This is a genomic window from Rummeliibacillus sp. SL167 (assembly GCF_007896505.1).
Taxonomy (GTDB): Bacteria; Bacillota; Bacilli; order Bacillales_A; family Planococcaceae; genus Rummeliibacillus; species Rummeliibacillus suwonensis.
Genome location: NZ_VCBM01000001.1, coordinates 1,415,368 through 1,430,027, shown reverse-complemented (window position 1 = coordinate 1,430,027; position 14,660 = coordinate 1,415,368). Strand labels below are relative to the sequence as shown.

Below are 14,660 nucleotides of genomic sequence, written 5' to 3'. Positions count from 1 at the left end.
GCACAATCGGAATGTACATATTACGAAAAAGTAAAAGCTTGCAAATATACGTCCGATAGATAAAAGTATAATGGACGAAAATCAATGATTAAAATTTATCCCGCGTTAACGGGCAGTAAGACCCCCACCACAAGGTTTAGAGAGAAGCGAGAAAGACAGGTGGGGGGACAACTGCCCGTAAAAGCCTGATTGGTTTAGCTAACCATCAGTGGGGGATGAAGAAAAACCCCCACTGATGGAAGCTTCACTTTATGAGGATGGTCTCAGCCTTATTAAGAAAGCCAAGAAAAAGAATATTGTCAAAGTGTCAAATTATAAAGGCAGAAATGTAGAGGAGAAATGAGATGGAATATATATCGGGGTTAATACTAGGATTGATACTTCAATTGTCTGTCGGTCCAGTATTTTTTACAGTATTGCATTTATCAATCAATAAAGGATTCATGGAAGGACTTAAAATGACTTGCGCCGTTGCATTAGTAGACGCTTTTTATATTTGTTTATCGTTCACTTCCGTATCCGCTCTGCTACAAATTCCTCACATAAAAAACACGATCAGTTTCCTAGGTATGGTCATACTTATTTATTTTGGAGTAACTTTTATAAGAAATGCCCGCAAAAAGACTAACAAGTCAATAACATTTGAAGGCAATAGTTTTAGTTATGGCATCAAAATAACGTTGATCAATCCATTAACGATCGTCTTTTGGTCCGGGACGTTCGGTTCGTTAATAGCTTCGCATAAACTTGTTGGTTTCATTCCAACTGTACTATATGCGTTCGGTTGTATAACTGCAACTTTCTTATTTTTAGGATTCACCAGTTTATCAGGAAAATATCTAAATCGACTCGTTGATCTACACCAATTACAATATATTGATTATGTAATAGGGATGACCCTAATCTTTTTTGGGATTAAGATGTTCATCTAGTTTTGTGTGGAAAAGTTCCTCATTAAACAGAAAGATGTTGTTTTGTAATGGATCTTCTTGAAGAAGGAGACAATTCCGTGTAATTGGAAAATGATAATGGATGGATTAAAAATTTTATGAATACACACTTTATACCTAATAATGGGAAAACAAAAAGAACGGTCAAGTAGGCTTACTGTTGGATTTTTATATAAATATAGGTCTTTATGATGCTCTATAAAAAATTCGATTGATTGAAAATCGAAGCTTTAAGGGTTCTTCTGGGTCATTTATCATTTGAAATTAAATAAAAGGAAAATGAATCCTTTTTCAATGAAGTAAGAAAGTAGATGCCTAAGACTATATGATTGCCATTTCCATATGCTTTCATCAAGAAAAAATTTTTTATTAAATTTTAATGAGAATATTATATTTGCAGATTACTTTTTGCTATAATGGGTAATAATTACTAAAAAGCATAATTGACTATTAAACTGTGGAGGTTGTTGTTTTGAATATTATTGAAGCTTTAACGATGTCGGCTGATTATATACATTTAGCATTAAAAAAAGAGGCTGTAGTAGTTGTTGTTGAAAAAGAAAACGAAACGATAAAAAAATATTTACCAGGAGAAAATTTAGAAATTGGTTATAAAGTAGGGGCAAAAGTTTTAAAAGATGATGAAAATCTTCAAACCGCCCTGAATGGGAAAAATTCTGATATTTATTTAGATGAAAGTGTATACGGTATGCCTATCAATGCATATGCTTTTCCTGTTTATGAAAAAGATAAATTAGTGGGCGTTTTAGCATTTGGGAAACCTTTAGATAAAGAAAAAAAACTAGAGGGATATATTGATACTGTTCGACAAATTGTGATGAATTTACAGGATAAATCTCATGTCATTGCATCTCATTCGGAGGAGTTAGCTGCAACGAGTGAGGAAATTCATGTTCAATCTCAAAAAGCGTTAGAAGATTCCGAGAAAACAAATGAAATTACGCAACTTATTAAATCTATTTCTAGACAAACAAACTTACTTGGATTAAATGCTTCAATTGAAGCAGCACGTGCAGGTCAGCATGGTGCTGGATTTAATATTGTTGCAAAAGAAGTGCGGAAAATGTCGAATCAAACAGCAGATTCAGCAAAAGAAATAGAAACCTCTCTTGATAATGTAAAAAATAATATCGGAAATTTACAGGAAAATATGAAGCAAATAACGATTGCCTCTACTGAAGAAGCAAAACTTGCTCAAGATTTTAGTGAGATCATAGAGAGTCTTAATAATATCACTTCAAACTTGTATGCTTTTACTAAAGAAATGTTTTAACCATATTTATAGGTTGCATCTTAATCATGTAATATACGATCATATTTTGACTTCTGAGAATATGAAAATATAAGATTCATGTTTTCCTGGCCTTTTTCTGTTCTGATTGTAGGGAAACGTTATTGTTGGTAAAGAAATAGATACAATAAGCGAAAAATAAACGAACAATATCATTGAAAAGAACTTTCAAGTTTAAATATCTGTATTTTATTAAGTGAGTTAAAAGATAGAGATGGTAGAATTTGTTGCTTGTCATAAGAAATCATAAAACCGTAGTTAAACCAATTGACTACGGTTTCTTTTTTAGAATGGTTGAACGAAATCGTACCATCTACTACTTTTTATTGGGGGCCTATATAGGTGTTCGGTTTAATGGATGCAGTTAGTTGTTTCCACTGATTTTCATTGAAGCCATAAGTATGGGACATGATATTGGAAGGGGTAAATTTCAAAATGTTAGAACCTAAGATGACTTGCGGGGTAGGAGCATTAAAAATGGCCAGAAGATGTGTATGATCAACTGCCGCTACTTCATAATGCCACCAGCCTTGTGGGATATTTGTCACCTGGCCTGGTGTAATATAATAATTGTGAATTTGATTTGTAAATGGATTTAGCATGGATACAACAGCAGCACCTGAAATACAATAGACAAGTTCAGATGCGTTTTGATGATAGTGGGGCTCTACGATGTTACTTCGACTAAGAAAAATATCGAGTAGAGATACATTGTCTAATGTATTCAACTGATTGATCCCTAATACGTTAATGTAATTTTGGCTATTTTTGATAAATAAAGGGCTTTTATTGACATCAAAAGTAAACTGAGCGGATGGAGAGGCATAATCTACACTTTCACTCATAATTCTCATCACCTCTTTTAGTTTTTATAAGAACGAACTCCGTATGTATTGTATGAATAGGCTATTCATTTGGTGTGTGATTTATTTTTATGATACTACCCGTAAGAGATCAATCCTTATTTCATGACAAGGAGGAAAGGGTATGAAGAATACACAACTGAAATGAAAAATTGGAGACGAAAGCTCTTCATTAGCACATTCAAAAAATTTTCAATGGTTAGTAATTCTTTTATTAGAGAGGTTATTGAAAATTGTACGAGTAATTTTGTTGGTTAAAAGATTGAATGAAAACAATTTAAAGCCCTCTGTTGTTTGGAAGAGGGCTTGATTTTGTATAAAATTAATGATTGATATTATTTGTTCTACGGACGATCTTTATAATATTTTTTAGGGGAACATCTGGGTATTTCTCTCTCATTAATTTTATACAAGTTAACATATCTTCATCTTCCTTTTTTAAAATGCAATTTACTTCCTTTTCAATAGACTTAATGATCTCAGAAGATTCAATATGAATATCATTTTGATCATTTTCATCATGAAATCTATTGATTAGATAGAATAGTAATGTGTGTAATCCAGCAATCAATAATTTAATGCTAATAGACAAATTGATTGAATTAAAAAAGGAATCGAGATAGATGATAATAATAGAGCTTCCTAAAAAGTCAAAAATTCCAGAAAATAAATGATTAACTTTGAATAAGTTAAAATCATTACTAATCTTTAATATATTGTCTATAAATATACCTAATAGCAAATCAAGTATATAAAAAATTAAAAGAAATAATACTAAATATATTAACTTAGAATAATAATTTTTTGTAAAATAAATGATAAGAATATCTATAATCAGGATAGGGAATAATATAGTTCCAAAAATAAGAAGAGTGATTAGTAGAGAGTAAAATTTTTTAATCATAGTCTCATAATAAGAATGTAACAATAAAATCGGCAATCAGATCAGCATACTTATCAGGTATACCTGCTTTACTTAATGCATTTGCTATTCCGTACCATGTATATGTTTCTGCTGTATCGATCGCATTAATAATTTTAGAACCATATTTATCCACTGCATTTCGAACAGTTTTTGAAGGAATAATATTAGAATGATCAACCATAAATTTAACAGCTTTTTTTACAGCTGCTCCTTTCCAATACAGAGAGTTGCCTTGTGAAGATTCTGCTTTCACATAGTTACCATACGCAATTAATTCTTCTACAGATAAGTTTTCTTCTTGTATAACTTTTTCTAATTCACTAGGTTTCACAAATTGGCTTACTTGGGTATTTTCAGATGCACTAGTATTTGAAGAAGCGCTGGCATTTGTAGAAACAGTAAAAATTGTTGAGCCCAAAAGAACTGAAGAAAAAAGTGTACATGTTAAAATTTTTTGTGCTTTCATATTATAACCTCTTTTCTTAATATTTTAATACATAAAAATTATAACATGTAATTATTTTCAAATTAAGTATTTTTTTAAAATTTATAATATATTTACATTTAACTGTAAAAAGAAAGTGTTTTGTATGAAAGTAGTATAGATGTATGGACACCAAAAAATAAACTTTTGTGTGTCCAGATACTTGACGTAGATCCAACGTCCTCCCCAAAAATTATGATATTATTATAGAAAACTGTAGGGGGATCAATAATGAATTTACTAACTAATACAGTTCTTTTAAAGGAAAACGAATTAAAAAAGATTTTAAAGGAGATCCAGCACAAGAAAAAGATTTGGAATGAGGAAAATAAGGCTTTTATAGTTAAATCTATGATTAAACATATCGGTTCAATTGATAGTGAACTTAGAGACCAATTGATTTATGGCTCTTTTTATCAATTGATTATAGAAAAAAATCTACTTGAGCATACGCTATTAATTGAATTATTAGATTTAGGTTTGAGCGACTTGTTATTTAAAGGAATTGGAGGAACTGAGACTAATACAGTTTTTACAAGATCCTTTACTTCTCTTTTAATAGCACTTATCTTATACAGGGATAATGAAGATAATTTTCTCTCCCAAAGTATGGTATATAAAATAAAGGATAAATTAATCGATTATATTAGCTTAGAAAATGATTTAAGAGGATATATATCGCTGTAAAAGGATGGGCTCACAGTATAGCTCATGTTGCTGATGCTTTTGATGAACTTGTAAAAAATCCAAAAATAAATCAGGAGTTCTATTTAGATATTCTAAAAACGTTATGGAATAAGATATTTGTGTCTACAAGTGTTTATGCTCACGATGAAGATGAAAGGATTTTAATACCTATAATGGAAATGCTAAATAGAGGATTGGAACAAGAAGAAATAGAAACATTGATTCAAAATGTACCGACAAAACTAAAAAGTCAAAAAGAACAGATTGAAGCAGAAAAGTATTGGTTCTTATATTTTAACTGTAAGACATTTTTAAAAAGTTTTTACATTAAAGTTCAATCTAATAGTAACTTAATTCCTCTTCAAAACAGTCTTAAAGAGTGCCTATCTTCAATTTCCTTATATAACTAATGAAAATCATATCTTAATAACACCTGATAGTAGGCGTTTTTTTATGTTTCATAAAGAACGATAATAGTTTATGGCTACATTTTTATTTTCCAATTAACGAAATACAGGCAAATTAGCTCAAGCTGTCATAAGATTATCCTATGGTAGAATATAGAGAAAAAGTAAATGGGGGGAATCGTTATGAATACTTTTATCTCTATAGTGATTTATCTATTTAGCTTATTTATTCTTTATATAGTGATAGAATCAGCTGTTAGAAAAGGGATTAATAGTTCAATAATTGGTCAGACAATGAAGAAAAGGATTGGAATTATAGAAGAAAAGAAAAAATCTTTTTTTGATAATGATTTAGATGATGATAGATGATCGTTTATATACTTTTTATTACGTGAAAAGTGGCAAGTGTTTTCCACAATTGTTTTTAAACTACTATATGGGAAATTTATAATTTGTAATATAAATGACTGAAAAAATTCACATATTTCATTGCTTAGTCAAATATATATTGCATATAAACGCACCATTACAATATTTATGAATAAAAAATCCTACATGGAAATCACCAAAATCTCACAATTAGAGAGAAAAAAGATGAAATTCTTTGAAATACTCGCTACAATGGAAATAGTGAAAACCTTATGTATCAAGGATTTTAAACAAATTTGAAAGAGGCTGAAACCATGAATGCATACGAAGAGTATATAAAGGGTGTTGTCAAACCAATGCGTGAGGAATTAGTTCATGCTGGTTTTACAGAATTGAAAACAGTGGATGAAGTGGCTGATCATATGCAAGAATCAAAAGGGACTTCGCTTATCGTGATTAACTCCATCTGTGGCTGTGCAGCTGGTCTTGCTCGTCCAGCCGTAATAGAAGCTATTGAACAGGCAGAACATAAACCAGATCATTTGGTTACTGTTTTTGCAGGGCAGGACCGTGAAGCAACTGCGCAAATGCGTAGCTTTTTTGAAGAGATACCAGCAAGTTCACCATCTATAGCGATTTGGAAAGATGGCAATTTAGCCTATTTTATTCCACGTGAACAAATCGAAGGCTTTGCGATGGAACAAGTTCGTGATCATTTAGCAGGTGTTCTTGACCAAGTATGTGCCGATTAAAAACGCTTGTTACAACGGCTGGGCGTCCTGATCCCACTTCACAACAATTAGCTGAAAAGGCTTGCCAGTCACTACATGTTCCTTTTGTAGAAAGACGCAAAAGATCTGTCAAAAAGATAGCGCAGTTTGAAAAGTCAAACGTTATTGTGGCAGGTAAAAATCGGTATGAATATTATCCATACGGAATAGAAAAGCCATTTTTCTTTCATCCAAGTTCTGCGGCATTTCGTTTGAAGCGAGTTGCAAGAGGGGGACACGATCCCTTTTTAAATGCTATGAATCTGAAAAAAGGTGATTCGGTACTCGACTGTACACTAGGCATTGGTTCAGATAGCATGTTAGCCGCTTTTGCTGTTGGAGAAACTGGAAAAGTTGTTGGGTGTGAAGGCAATCCTAATATAGCATTTATTGTTCGTGAAGGCATGCAAAATTACGATATTACAGAATTACCATTGCTCAAATGCATGCAAAGAATTATCGTTGTTCCCGCTATTGCGATTGATTATCTGAAAAAACAGCCGGATCAATCATTTGATGTGGTATATATGGATCCTATGTTTGAGGAAACGATCGAAGAGTCAACGAACTTTGCACCTTTAAGGTTTGCAGGCTTGCATGAACAATTGACAGATGAATGGGTCGCAGAAGCAAAACGGGTAGCAAAAAGGCGAGTAGTTTTAAAAGCACATTTTCGTTCCTCTCTATTTGAGCATTATCATTTTAAACGTGATATTCGTTTAAATGCTAAGTTTCATTATGGTGTTATTGAATGACTGAAGACTTGCGATCGGATTTTTGTCGCAGGTCTTTTTTGTTTTACGAATGGCGGTATTTTTACTATTCTTCAAATATTGCTGATCAATCATATTTGTTTTGCCAAGGTTAAAGTCCGAATTGGCATATTCATAAGTTTTCTTTGGACGACATATGGTGGTAAAAATTTTTGCATAAGTAAATCTTTCTATGCATGAAAATAACTTCTTCTTTTCGCTATAATAGAGTGAAGCTTCCATCAGTAGGGGTTTTCTTCATCCCCACTGGGCTAGAGGAACGAAAGTGAAAAGCGCCACGTCCTGCGGCAGCATCCTGCCCGCCCGAACCAATTGGACGCATGCGGCAGTTGCCCTCCATCTATCTTTCTCGTTTCTCTCTAAATCTTGGGGGTCTTACTGCCCGTTAAAGCGGGATAAAGTGAAACTCCATCAGTGGGGGTTTTCTTCATCCCCACTGATGGTTAGTTGAACCAATCGGACTTTTACGGGCAGTTGTTCCCCCATCTATCCTTCTCGTTTCTCTCTAAATCTTGGGGGTCTTACTGCCCGTTAAAGCGGGATAAAGTGAAACTCCATCAGTGGGGGTTTTCTTCATCCCCACTGGAATAGAGGAACTCAGGTTAAGAACGCCACGTCCTGTGGCAACACCTGAGTGACCAACATCCTGCCCGCCCGAACCAATTGGACGCATGCGGCAGTTGCCCCCCATCTATCTTTCTCGTTTCTCTCAAAATCTTGGGGGTCTTACTGCCCGTTAAAGCGGGATAAAGTGAAACTCCATCAGTGGGGGTTTTCTTCATCCCCCACTGATGGTTAGTTGAACCAATCGGACTTTTACGGGCAGTTGTTCCCCCCATCTATCCTTCTCGTTTCTTTCTAAATCTTGGGGGTCTTACTGCCCGTTAAAGCGGGATAAAGTGAAACTCCATCAGTGGGGGTTTTCTTCATCCCCACTGATGGTTAGTTGAACCAATCGGACTTTTACGGGCAGTTGTTCCCCCCATCTATCTTTCTCGTTTCTCTCTAAATCTTGAGGTGGGGTCTTACTGCCCGTTAAAGCGGGATAAATGAAAAGGAGTTGATCAAATGAGGCTTGTTGTTTTTGGAGCATCTGGTGGAGTTGGACAACATGTAGTGAAATTAGCCCTTCAACAAGGGATGAAAGTTACAGCATTTGTCCGTACGCCTTCAAAACTACAAATTTCACACCCATTTTTACATATTTATCATGGCAATGCTTTACAGGCAGATGATGTGGCTGCTGCGATTAAAGGACAGCACGCTGTTATCTCTTGCCTAGCTTCTAGCAAAGGACTGAAGAAATCAACGGAGTTAGGGAGAATGGTGGAAAATATTGCGTTTGGAATGCAAAAACATCAGATAAAACGAATCATTTATGTAGCTTCTGCTGGTATTGATGGAGAGATTCCAGGGATTTCTGGTAAGATGATGATGAAAACATTGAAATATCCATTAATGGATCATCGACATGCTGTTGACACAATTGTCCATTATAATCTGGACTATACAATCATTAGACCAATGGGGTTGACCGATGATGCACCGATTGGAAACTATCGAGAGGCAGTAGAGGGGATCCCTGAAAGGGGGAAAAGTATAGCGAGGGCGGATGTTGCAAATTTTATTATGAAAACATTGCTAGATCCAAAATATATTCACCAATCTATTAGTATTGCGAACTAAGACTGTCAGCTATTATTATCACGAGTTGATAAAGTGAAACTCCATCTTGTGAAGATTTTCTTCATCTCTTATAAGGGATGAGCTTGAATCTACCGGGAATGGATTCCTTACTTATCTGCTGCTTTTTTACTGGAGTCTTGAAGTAATTGATTTTACTGGCCATTAATTGCAGAAAAAAAGAAGAACTATGAGAGAAGTTCCCATAGCTCTTGCCATCATATAATGGATTGTTTTAGTCTGTAATACAAAGAGACATTAAATAGAATAATAGCAGTAAAAATCCAATACCGATTGCAATTGACATTAAAGTTGCCCTCCTTCTTGTACAAAAACGAACAAATTACTTCTACATTATTGTACAATGATTTACCTAAAGATGAAACCTTTACTTACAAATTTCGTATCTAGTATATAAGAGATGTAAAAAAATGTTCAAAAGTAGGTGAGATGGTTATGAAAAATTGGCTTCAAAAACTATTAGTTTCAACAGTCGCCGTTTTGACACTTGGACTCATCACACCAAGTCATGCTATATGGGAAAACTTATTAGAACACAATAATAACCATAGAACTCAACTTTCCAAGCAGTCGACAGCAACTGAAAATTACATAGATACAGTTCAAGTTCATGAAGCAGAGGATGCTGAAGCAGTATCTGAAGCCGTTTTAGCGCAAGCGAAAGAACAAGCCTACGTGAAATTCGGCAGTAAAATTGGCCCAAAGATTAGTAACGAATTTGACAATATTATCTTTCCAAAAATCGAAGAAGTTATTCACATGACTTTAGACAATGTCAATCAAGAAGAAATGAAAAATTTAGCAATCACTGAAAAACCAAGTGGTAACTACTCAGAAAAAATGTTTCATATCTACAATGCATCCACTGGCAAAGATGTGATCCGTTTTCATGTACGTACAGAAAATCGACCATTCGACGGATATTATTATAATTTCCATTATCACACATATACAGACCAATTCGCTTCACACTATGATTTAGGAGAAATCTATTGGTCGAAAAATACTCCGCCTAAATGGTTGTCATAAAAAAGCTTGCCCATAGGTAAGCTTTTTTTGTGAGGAGTAAAACAAAATAACAAAAGTACATATTGTTTAGCTGATATTCGTGCAGGAGTAGCATAAAGGATCATCAATATTTTAACAGGCGTGTTGATTCAGAAAGTTAAGTCAATGTCCCGCAGAGAGCAAATAAAGTCTCGGAAAGAGCGAATAACCCTTCCGAAAGAGCAAATAAATCCTGAGAGAGCGAATAACCTCTCGAAAAGGGCAAATAAAACTCCTGAGAGAGCGAATAACCCTTCCGAGGGAGCGAATAAATCCTCAGAAAGAGCAAATAAACCCTCGAAAAGAGCAAATCCACCCATGAGAAGAGAGAATAAATCACGAGAAAAGCGTATAAGCCGTAGCGGAAATCAGCGAATATACTCTTTTTTGTGAAGAAAATGGACCATCAACACACCTGATATTTTAAATCACTCTAACACAAATTCTGTGGTATATATCTACTGTATCTCCAAGTAATATGGCCGCTTCTTTTAAAACATTATATACTTCTCTATATTTTAAAATGGTAATTGAATCTTTATTTATGAAAAGTTCTGATAAACCTGAAATATAGATATCTTCCATTGATTTTTGTGCGATTCTAATTTCTTCAATTCTACTTTGGGATTCAGCGGGATTTTTCTCTAAAATTAAAATGGCCTCATTAAGTTCTATAGCTCCTTGGCTTAATAGGCTAGACATTCCTATTATTGTAGAATCTGCTTCGATGTTTAAAGATTTAATGGTTTTAAAGATGGATATAGAACAGTCACTTATTTTGTTCATTTCCACAGAAATGGAGTATAGATCTTGCCTGTCAAAAGGAGTGACGAATGCTTCTATAAGATCATGCTCAAGCTGAAGCCGTATTTTATCTGCCTCTTTTTTCTTAATAAACAACTCATTAGCACCGGACTCGTCTCTATCCTTGATCCACTTGTCCAGAGTATGAATGACTTCATAATTTGTTTTACTTTGAGCTAAAAGCAAGGAATAGAAATTATATTTTTTAGGGAATATTTTATCAAAAAAATTATTCTCTTTCATTAGAAAATCACCCCATTTATTAAAAAGTAGATAATGCTAGAAGCTATAGCAGAACATGGAATGGTTATAAACCAGGCAGTCACTATTTCCTTCCCTATGTTCCAATTGACCATTCGATATTCATCTGCTGAACCTACACCCATAATCCCACCTACAACTACATGTGTTGTGGAAACTGGAGCACCAGTAAAGGTAGCAAACAGAATAGAGGTCCCAGAAGATATCATGGAATTCAAACTGTGAATAGGTCTGAGATCATATATTTTGTTTCCTATTGTTTTCATTATTTTCCATCCGCCTAATGCGGTACCGAGAAACATGATCAAACCAATGGCTATTTTTATAAAAGGTGGAACAGCGTGTGAATTCACGACACCAGCAGATATTAGTGCTAGTGAAATCAGTCCGGTTATTTTCTGAGAATCATTGGCTCCGTGGCTGAATGCGAGTGCTGCCGCCACAATCCACTGCAACTTATTGATGGTATGATTAATGCTGAATTTAGCATTTCTTAACAGCAACATAGAAATTTTTTGAATCACATATGCAATGCTGAAACCTAGAACTGGTGAAAAAATAAGTGAGACGATAACCTTCATGATCCCAACCACTTGATGATTACCTGAAAATAGCTCAGATACGCCCCATAAAATGCTATCGGGCCCATTTGCTATCCAAGCTGCTCCGATAAGGCCGCCAACAAGAGCATGTGTTGAACTGGAAGGAATGCCGATTCTCCAAGTGACGATGTTCCAAACTACTGCACCTAAAAGTGAAGCGATTAATATATGTATAAGATTAATGCTAGGAGAAACTTTTATGATAGCTGATACAGTATCGGCAACTTGATTTCCACTAAAAAAGACACCTAGTAGACCAAAAATGGAAGCAATCAATATCGCTTGGACTGGACTAGCAGCTTTACAAGCAATCATCGTTGCAACAACTGAACTTGCATCATGTAATCCATTCGTAAGCGTAAAAATCAATGCAATGATTATGACAATAGCTAACAATAAATAGATTCCTGTGAATATGACTTTCTCCTCCTTTTCTACTATGTAAATATTATAACAATCATGCTGTCATAAAGTAAAAATAATTGGAGAAAGTTCGTCTATTTTATCTAAACGCTGGATTGGATGGTCCGATAAAATTGTACGTGAAAGAATTGGGCCTGTCAGTTAAGTTACAGGAGAAATGATTGGTAGAATCATAAAAAGAATTGTCATATGATATATGGGGATCGATTTATGAATCGATAACAACTGTTTAAATAAGATTTAGTAAAAAAGAAAGGGAATTTTCGATGAGTTTTTCAAAAGAACTACGCTCATATAGTTTGATTGCATTGGGCGCATTATTGGTTAGCGTATCTTACAATGTGTTTTTATTGCCAGCCAGATTAGCTGCAGGTGGTGTGGTGGGGATTAGTACACTATTGTATGATTTATACCAGTGGACACCGGCTATTGTGCAGTGGTGTATTAATATCCCGGTCTTTATCCTAGGGTATTTTCTACTAGGTAGAGATTTTAGTATCAAAACGTTGGTTGGTACCATTCTTTTACCTTTTTTTATTTGGGTAACGTCTAATTTATCTTATGGTGTTCAAGACCCGATGCTAGCGGCGATTTATGGTGGGATTATGACAGGTGTTGGTCTAGGACTTGTATTTAGAGGAAATGGTTCAACTGGAGGCACGACCATTATTGGCCAGCTGATCAAAAAATATACGGGACTATCAAGCGGCTATGCACAAATGATTATTGACGCGATGATTGTTGTTGCTGCCATGTTTATCTTTGACTTGGAACTAGCACTTTATGCTATGATTACAATCTATATTTGCAGTAAGGTGATCGATTTTGTTCAATTACATTCTTCTTCTTCAAAATTAGTATTGATCATTACGGAACAAGAGGAGCAAGTAACGAATCTTATAAAAAATGAGATTGATCGTGGCTTTACAAAAGTTTGGTCGGAAGGTGGTTACTCTCGCAATAAAAAAGCGTTGCTATTTAGCGTAGTGGAGCAATCAGAGGCGGTTTATTTAAAAGAGCTGATTCAAAGCCAAGCAACCGAATCATTTGTCATCTTTTTAAATGCATCCGATATTATTGGGAAAGGATTTTCATTACCAAGATAAATGGTATCCATTTTATCAGGTATGTTGATTATCTAATATAATCCATAAAAATAGGGAGATTCGTTGATTGCAGCGAAGGCTTACTCGCTTTCCTGCGGGCGAATGCTGGGGGCAACAGGATGTTGGTCACGGAGTCGTTGCCACAGGACGTGGCGCCCTTAGACTCCGCTCCTTAATCGCTAATCGCTACGCTGTGGGGTCTCATCTATTCGCTTTTCCCGCGGGACATTGAATTGGCTTCATCGAATCCACACCGCACGAAGGAAATGCGCATGCATTTTCGAGGACTCGAGCAAGCCGCAGCGAAGATCTATATAAATATTCCTAAAAATACAGGGCTTTTCAAAAATTATACCCAGCAGGTACTCCTAATTTTTGTGAAATCAACACGCGTGCCATTTTATCCATTTACTAGGTTTATATTTTTCTGCGCCTACAAAAATTAAGGGTGCGAAAAACCACCATTGTTGGCAGGTTTTCGCACCCTTTCCTTATTCCATTTTTTCTCAATTTCTTTTTGTCTTCTCAATGATTGAAATAATATTATTGAATTTGAATTCGGTGGTTTTCATCTGTAGATTGTTGAGGGTTTTTCGGTAATGTGATGGCTAATACACCATCTTCATATTTGCATTGAATCATGTCAGCTTGCACATTATTGAGAACAAATTGACGTCTAAAGGAGCGACTCATACGTTCGCGATGGATAAAATTGGTTGATTCATCCTTGTCTTCCATCGCTTGTCGCTGACTAGCTTCCACTGTTAAAACATTGTTATTGTAAGTGACATGAATATCCTCTTTTTTCATACCTGGAATATCCATTTTCACTTCGTATCCATTTTCTTTTTCCACAATGTCAGAGCTAGGATGATTCATTTTGGGAAAGAAAGAGTCAAATGCTCGATCAAATACAGATGGCTGAGAAAAGAAGAAATCACGATTTGATGGAAATAAATTGGACATTGAACATACCTCTTTTTATATAAATTTTGGGTGGACCTTATAAAATTCCACTCAATCTGTAGTATATGCAAAATGGGATAAACTATACGAATTGTAATGGCTTTTTAGAGTGAGTGAGTTTACCCCGCATGAATAAGTAAGGTAGTAAGTCTTCCCGTCTTTATTAAAAGGGGAAAATTTCCATTGTGCTTTATGATATATTTAAGT

At 34.8% G+C, this 14,660-nt stretch carries 18 protein-coding genes; 11 read left to right on the top strand and 7 right to left on the bottom strand.

Annotated elements, in window-relative coordinates:
- Window positions 1-344 precede the first annotated feature (344 nt).
- A complete protein-coding gene (locus FEZ13_RS06425) occupies window positions 345-932 on the top strand; it encodes a LysE family transporter (RefSeq protein WP_255473065.1) in 588 nt (195 codons plus the stop codon).
- A 490-nt stretch (window positions 933-1,422) separates the two neighbouring features.
- The gene (locus tag FEZ13_RS20310) at window positions 1,423-2,244 is read left to right on the top strand and encodes a methyl-accepting chemotaxis protein (RefSeq protein ID WP_146551911.1); all 822 of its coding nucleotides are present in this window, start codon (window positions 1,423-1,425) and stop codon (window positions 2,242-2,244) included.
- Window positions 2,245-2,585: 341 nt separating this feature from the next.
- On the opposite strand, the gene FEZ13_RS06415 is transcribed toward FEZ13_RS20310, so the two are convergent.
- Together FEZ13_RS06415 and FEZ13_RS06410 are read right to left on the bottom strand one after the other, a co-directional pair.
- Window positions 2,586-3,107 (bottom strand): cupin domain-containing protein, encoded by a 522-nt coding sequence (locus tag FEZ13_RS06415; protein WP_146551910.1) that lies wholly within the window; start codon window positions 3,105-3,107, stop codon window positions 2,586-2,588.
- 926 nt (window positions 3,108-4,033) lie between these two features.
- A complete protein-coding gene (locus FEZ13_RS06410; RefSeq protein ID WP_146549089.1) occupies window positions 4,034-4,516 on the bottom strand; it encodes a hypothetical protein in 483 nt (160 codons plus the stop codon).
- Window positions 4,517-4,765: 249 nt separating this feature from the next.
- Between FEZ13_RS06410 and FEZ13_RS06405 the strand changes: the two genes are divergently transcribed.
- The 5 genes from FEZ13_RS06405 to FEZ13_RS06385 all read left to right on the top strand — a co-directional run bounded on the left by FEZ13_RS06405 (window position 4,766) and on the right by FEZ13_RS06385 (window position 7,522).
- Window positions 4,766-5,221: a DUF2785 domain-containing protein gene (locus FEZ13_RS06405; RefSeq protein ID WP_146551909.1), complete on the top strand. Its 456-nt coding sequence runs from the start codon at window positions 4,766-4,768 to the stop codon at window positions 5,219-5,221.
- Window positions 5,206-5,631: a DUF2785 domain-containing protein gene (locus FEZ13_RS06400; RefSeq protein ID WP_146551908.1), complete on the top strand. Its 426-nt coding sequence runs from the start codon at window positions 5,206-5,208 to the stop codon at window positions 5,629-5,631. Before FEZ13_RS06405 ends, FEZ13_RS06400 begins: the two co-directional genes overlap by 16 nt.
- A 180-nt stretch (window positions 5,632-5,811) precedes the next feature.
- A complete protein-coding gene (locus FEZ13_RS06395) occupies window positions 5,812-5,997 on the top strand; it encodes a hypothetical protein (RefSeq protein WP_146551907.1) in 186 nt (61 codons plus the stop codon).
- A gap of 314 nt (window positions 5,998-6,311) precedes the next feature.
- Window positions 6,312-6,749: a BrxA/BrxB family bacilliredoxin gene (locus FEZ13_RS06390; RefSeq protein ID WP_146551906.1), complete on the top strand. Its 438-nt coding sequence runs from the start codon at window positions 6,312-6,314 to the stop codon at window positions 6,747-6,749.
- Window positions 6,737-7,522: a class I SAM-dependent methyltransferase gene (locus tag FEZ13_RS06385; RefSeq protein WP_146551905.1), complete on the top strand. Its 786-nt coding sequence runs from the start codon at window positions 6,737-6,739 to the stop codon at window positions 7,520-7,522. Before FEZ13_RS06390 ends, FEZ13_RS06385 begins: the two co-directional genes overlap by 13 nt.
- A gap of 217 nt (window positions 7,523-7,739) precedes the next feature.
- Here FEZ13_RS06385 and FEZ13_RS19975 read toward each other — a convergent pair whose 3' ends face one another.
- On the bottom strand, window positions 7,740-7,862 hold the full coding sequence (locus FEZ13_RS19975) for a hypothetical protein (RefSeq protein WP_255473064.1): 123 nt from the start codon (window positions 7,860-7,862) through the stop codon (window positions 7,740-7,742).
- A gap of 183 nt (window positions 7,863-8,045) precedes the next feature.
- Complete coding sequence (locus tag FEZ13_RS19435; RefSeq protein ID WP_186725801.1) at window positions 8,046-8,213, bottom strand: hypothetical protein; 168 nt, start codon at window positions 8,211-8,213, stop codon at window positions 8,046-8,048.
- Between the two features lie 395 nt (window positions 8,214-8,608).
- Here FEZ13_RS19435 and FEZ13_RS06375 point away from each other — a divergent pair, with 395 nt between their 5' ends.
- Window positions 8,609-9,226: an NAD(P)-dependent oxidoreductase gene (locus FEZ13_RS06375; protein WP_146551903.1), complete on the top strand. Its 618-nt coding sequence runs from the start codon at window positions 8,609-8,611 to the stop codon at window positions 9,224-9,226.
- Window positions 9,227-9,679: 453 nt separating this feature from the next.
- Complete coding sequence (locus FEZ13_RS06370) at window positions 9,680-10,273, top strand: YpjP family protein (protein ID WP_146549080.1); 594 nt, start codon at window positions 9,680-9,682, stop codon at window positions 10,271-10,273.
- 441 nt (window positions 10,274-10,714) lie between these two features.
- On the opposite strand, the gene FEZ13_RS06365 is transcribed toward FEZ13_RS06370, so the two are convergent.
- Both FEZ13_RS06365 and FEZ13_RS06360 read right to left on the bottom strand, forming a co-directional pair.
- On the bottom strand, window positions 10,715-11,338 hold the full coding sequence (locus FEZ13_RS06365; RefSeq protein WP_146549079.1) for a DUF47 domain-containing protein: 624 nt from the start codon (window positions 11,336-11,338) through the stop codon (window positions 10,715-10,717).
- On the bottom strand, window positions 11,338-12,354 hold the full coding sequence (locus FEZ13_RS06360) for an inorganic phosphate transporter (protein ID WP_222433417.1): 1,017 nt from the start codon (window positions 12,352-12,354) through the stop codon (window positions 11,338-11,340). Before FEZ13_RS06360 ends, FEZ13_RS06365 begins: the two co-directional genes overlap by 1 nt.
- 293 nt (window positions 12,355-12,647) lie before the next feature.
- On the opposite strand from FEZ13_RS06360, the gene FEZ13_RS06355 reads away from it, so the two are divergent.
- Window positions 12,648-13,487 carry a YitT family protein gene (locus FEZ13_RS06355; protein WP_146549077.1) on the top strand — a complete coding sequence of 280 codons (840 nt, stop codon included), beginning with the start codon at window positions 12,648-12,650 and terminating at the stop codon, window positions 13,485-13,487.
- A gap of 67 nt (window positions 13,488-13,554) precedes the next feature.
- Entirely contained in the window at window positions 13,555-13,719 is a 165-nt protein-coding gene (locus FEZ13_RS19430) for a hypothetical protein (RefSeq protein ID WP_186725800.1), read from the top strand.
- Between the two features lie 311 nt (window positions 13,720-14,030).
- Here FEZ13_RS19430 and FEZ13_RS06350 read toward each other — a convergent pair whose 3' ends face one another.
- On the bottom strand, window positions 14,031-14,453 hold the full coding sequence (locus FEZ13_RS06350; protein ID WP_146551902.1) for an Hsp20/alpha crystallin family protein: 423 nt from the start codon (window positions 14,451-14,453) through the stop codon (window positions 14,031-14,033).
- Between the last annotated feature and the right edge of the window lie 207 nt (window positions 14,454-14,660).

What these genes read in the sequence shown, in the direction of transcription:
- FEZ13_RS06425 (WP_255473065.1), top strand. Translation starts at nt 345, where the DNA reads ATGGAATATATATCGGGGTTAATACTAGGATTGATACTTCAATTGTCT.
- FEZ13_RS06415 (WP_146551910.1), bottom strand. Translation starts at nt 3,107, where the DNA reads ATGAGTGAAAGTGTAGATTATGCCTCTCCATCCGCTCAGTTTACTTTT.
- FEZ13_RS06410 (WP_146549089.1), bottom strand. Translation starts at nt 4,516, where the DNA reads ATGAAAGCACAAAAAATTTTAACATGTACACTTTTTTCTTCAGTTCTT.
- FEZ13_RS06405 (WP_146551909.1), top strand. Translation starts at nt 4,766, where the DNA reads ATGAATTTACTAACTAATACAGTTCTTTTAAAGGAAAACGAATTAAAA.
- FEZ13_RS06395 (WP_146551907.1), top strand. Translation starts at nt 5,812, where the DNA reads ATGAATACTTTTATCTCTATAGTGATTTATCTATTTAGCTTATTTATT.
- FEZ13_RS06390 (WP_146551906.1), top strand. Translation starts at nt 6,312, where the DNA reads ATGAATGCATACGAAGAGTATATAAAGGGTGTTGTCAAACCAATGCGT.
- FEZ13_RS06385 (WP_146551905.1), top strand. Translation starts at nt 6,737, where the DNA reads ATGTGCCGATTAAAAACGCTTGTTACAACGGCTGGGCGTCCTGATCCC.
- FEZ13_RS19975 (WP_255473064.1), bottom strand. Translation starts at nt 7,862, where the DNA reads ATGCGTCCAATTGGTTCGGGCGGGCAGGATGCTGCCGCAGGACGTGGC.
- FEZ13_RS19435 (WP_186725801.1), bottom strand. Translation starts at nt 8,213, where the DNA reads ATGCGTCCAATTGGTTCGGGCGGGCAGGATGTTGGTCACTCAGGTGTT.
- FEZ13_RS06375 (WP_146551903.1), top strand. Translation starts at nt 8,609, where the DNA reads ATGAGGCTTGTTGTTTTTGGAGCATCTGGTGGAGTTGGACAACATGTA.
- FEZ13_RS06370 (WP_146549080.1), top strand. Translation starts at nt 9,680, where the DNA reads ATGAAAAATTGGCTTCAAAAACTATTAGTTTCAACAGTCGCCGTTTTG.
- FEZ13_RS06365 (WP_146549079.1), bottom strand. Translation starts at nt 11,338, where the DNA reads ATGAAAGAGAATAATTTTTTTGATAAAATATTCCCTAAAAAATATAAT.
- FEZ13_RS06355 (WP_146549077.1), top strand. Translation starts at nt 12,648, where the DNA reads ATGAGTTTTTCAAAAGAACTACGCTCATATAGTTTGATTGCATTGGGC.
- FEZ13_RS06350 (WP_146551902.1), bottom strand. Translation starts at nt 14,453, where the DNA reads ATGTCCAATTTATTTCCATCAAATCGTGATTTCTTCTTTTCTCAGCCA.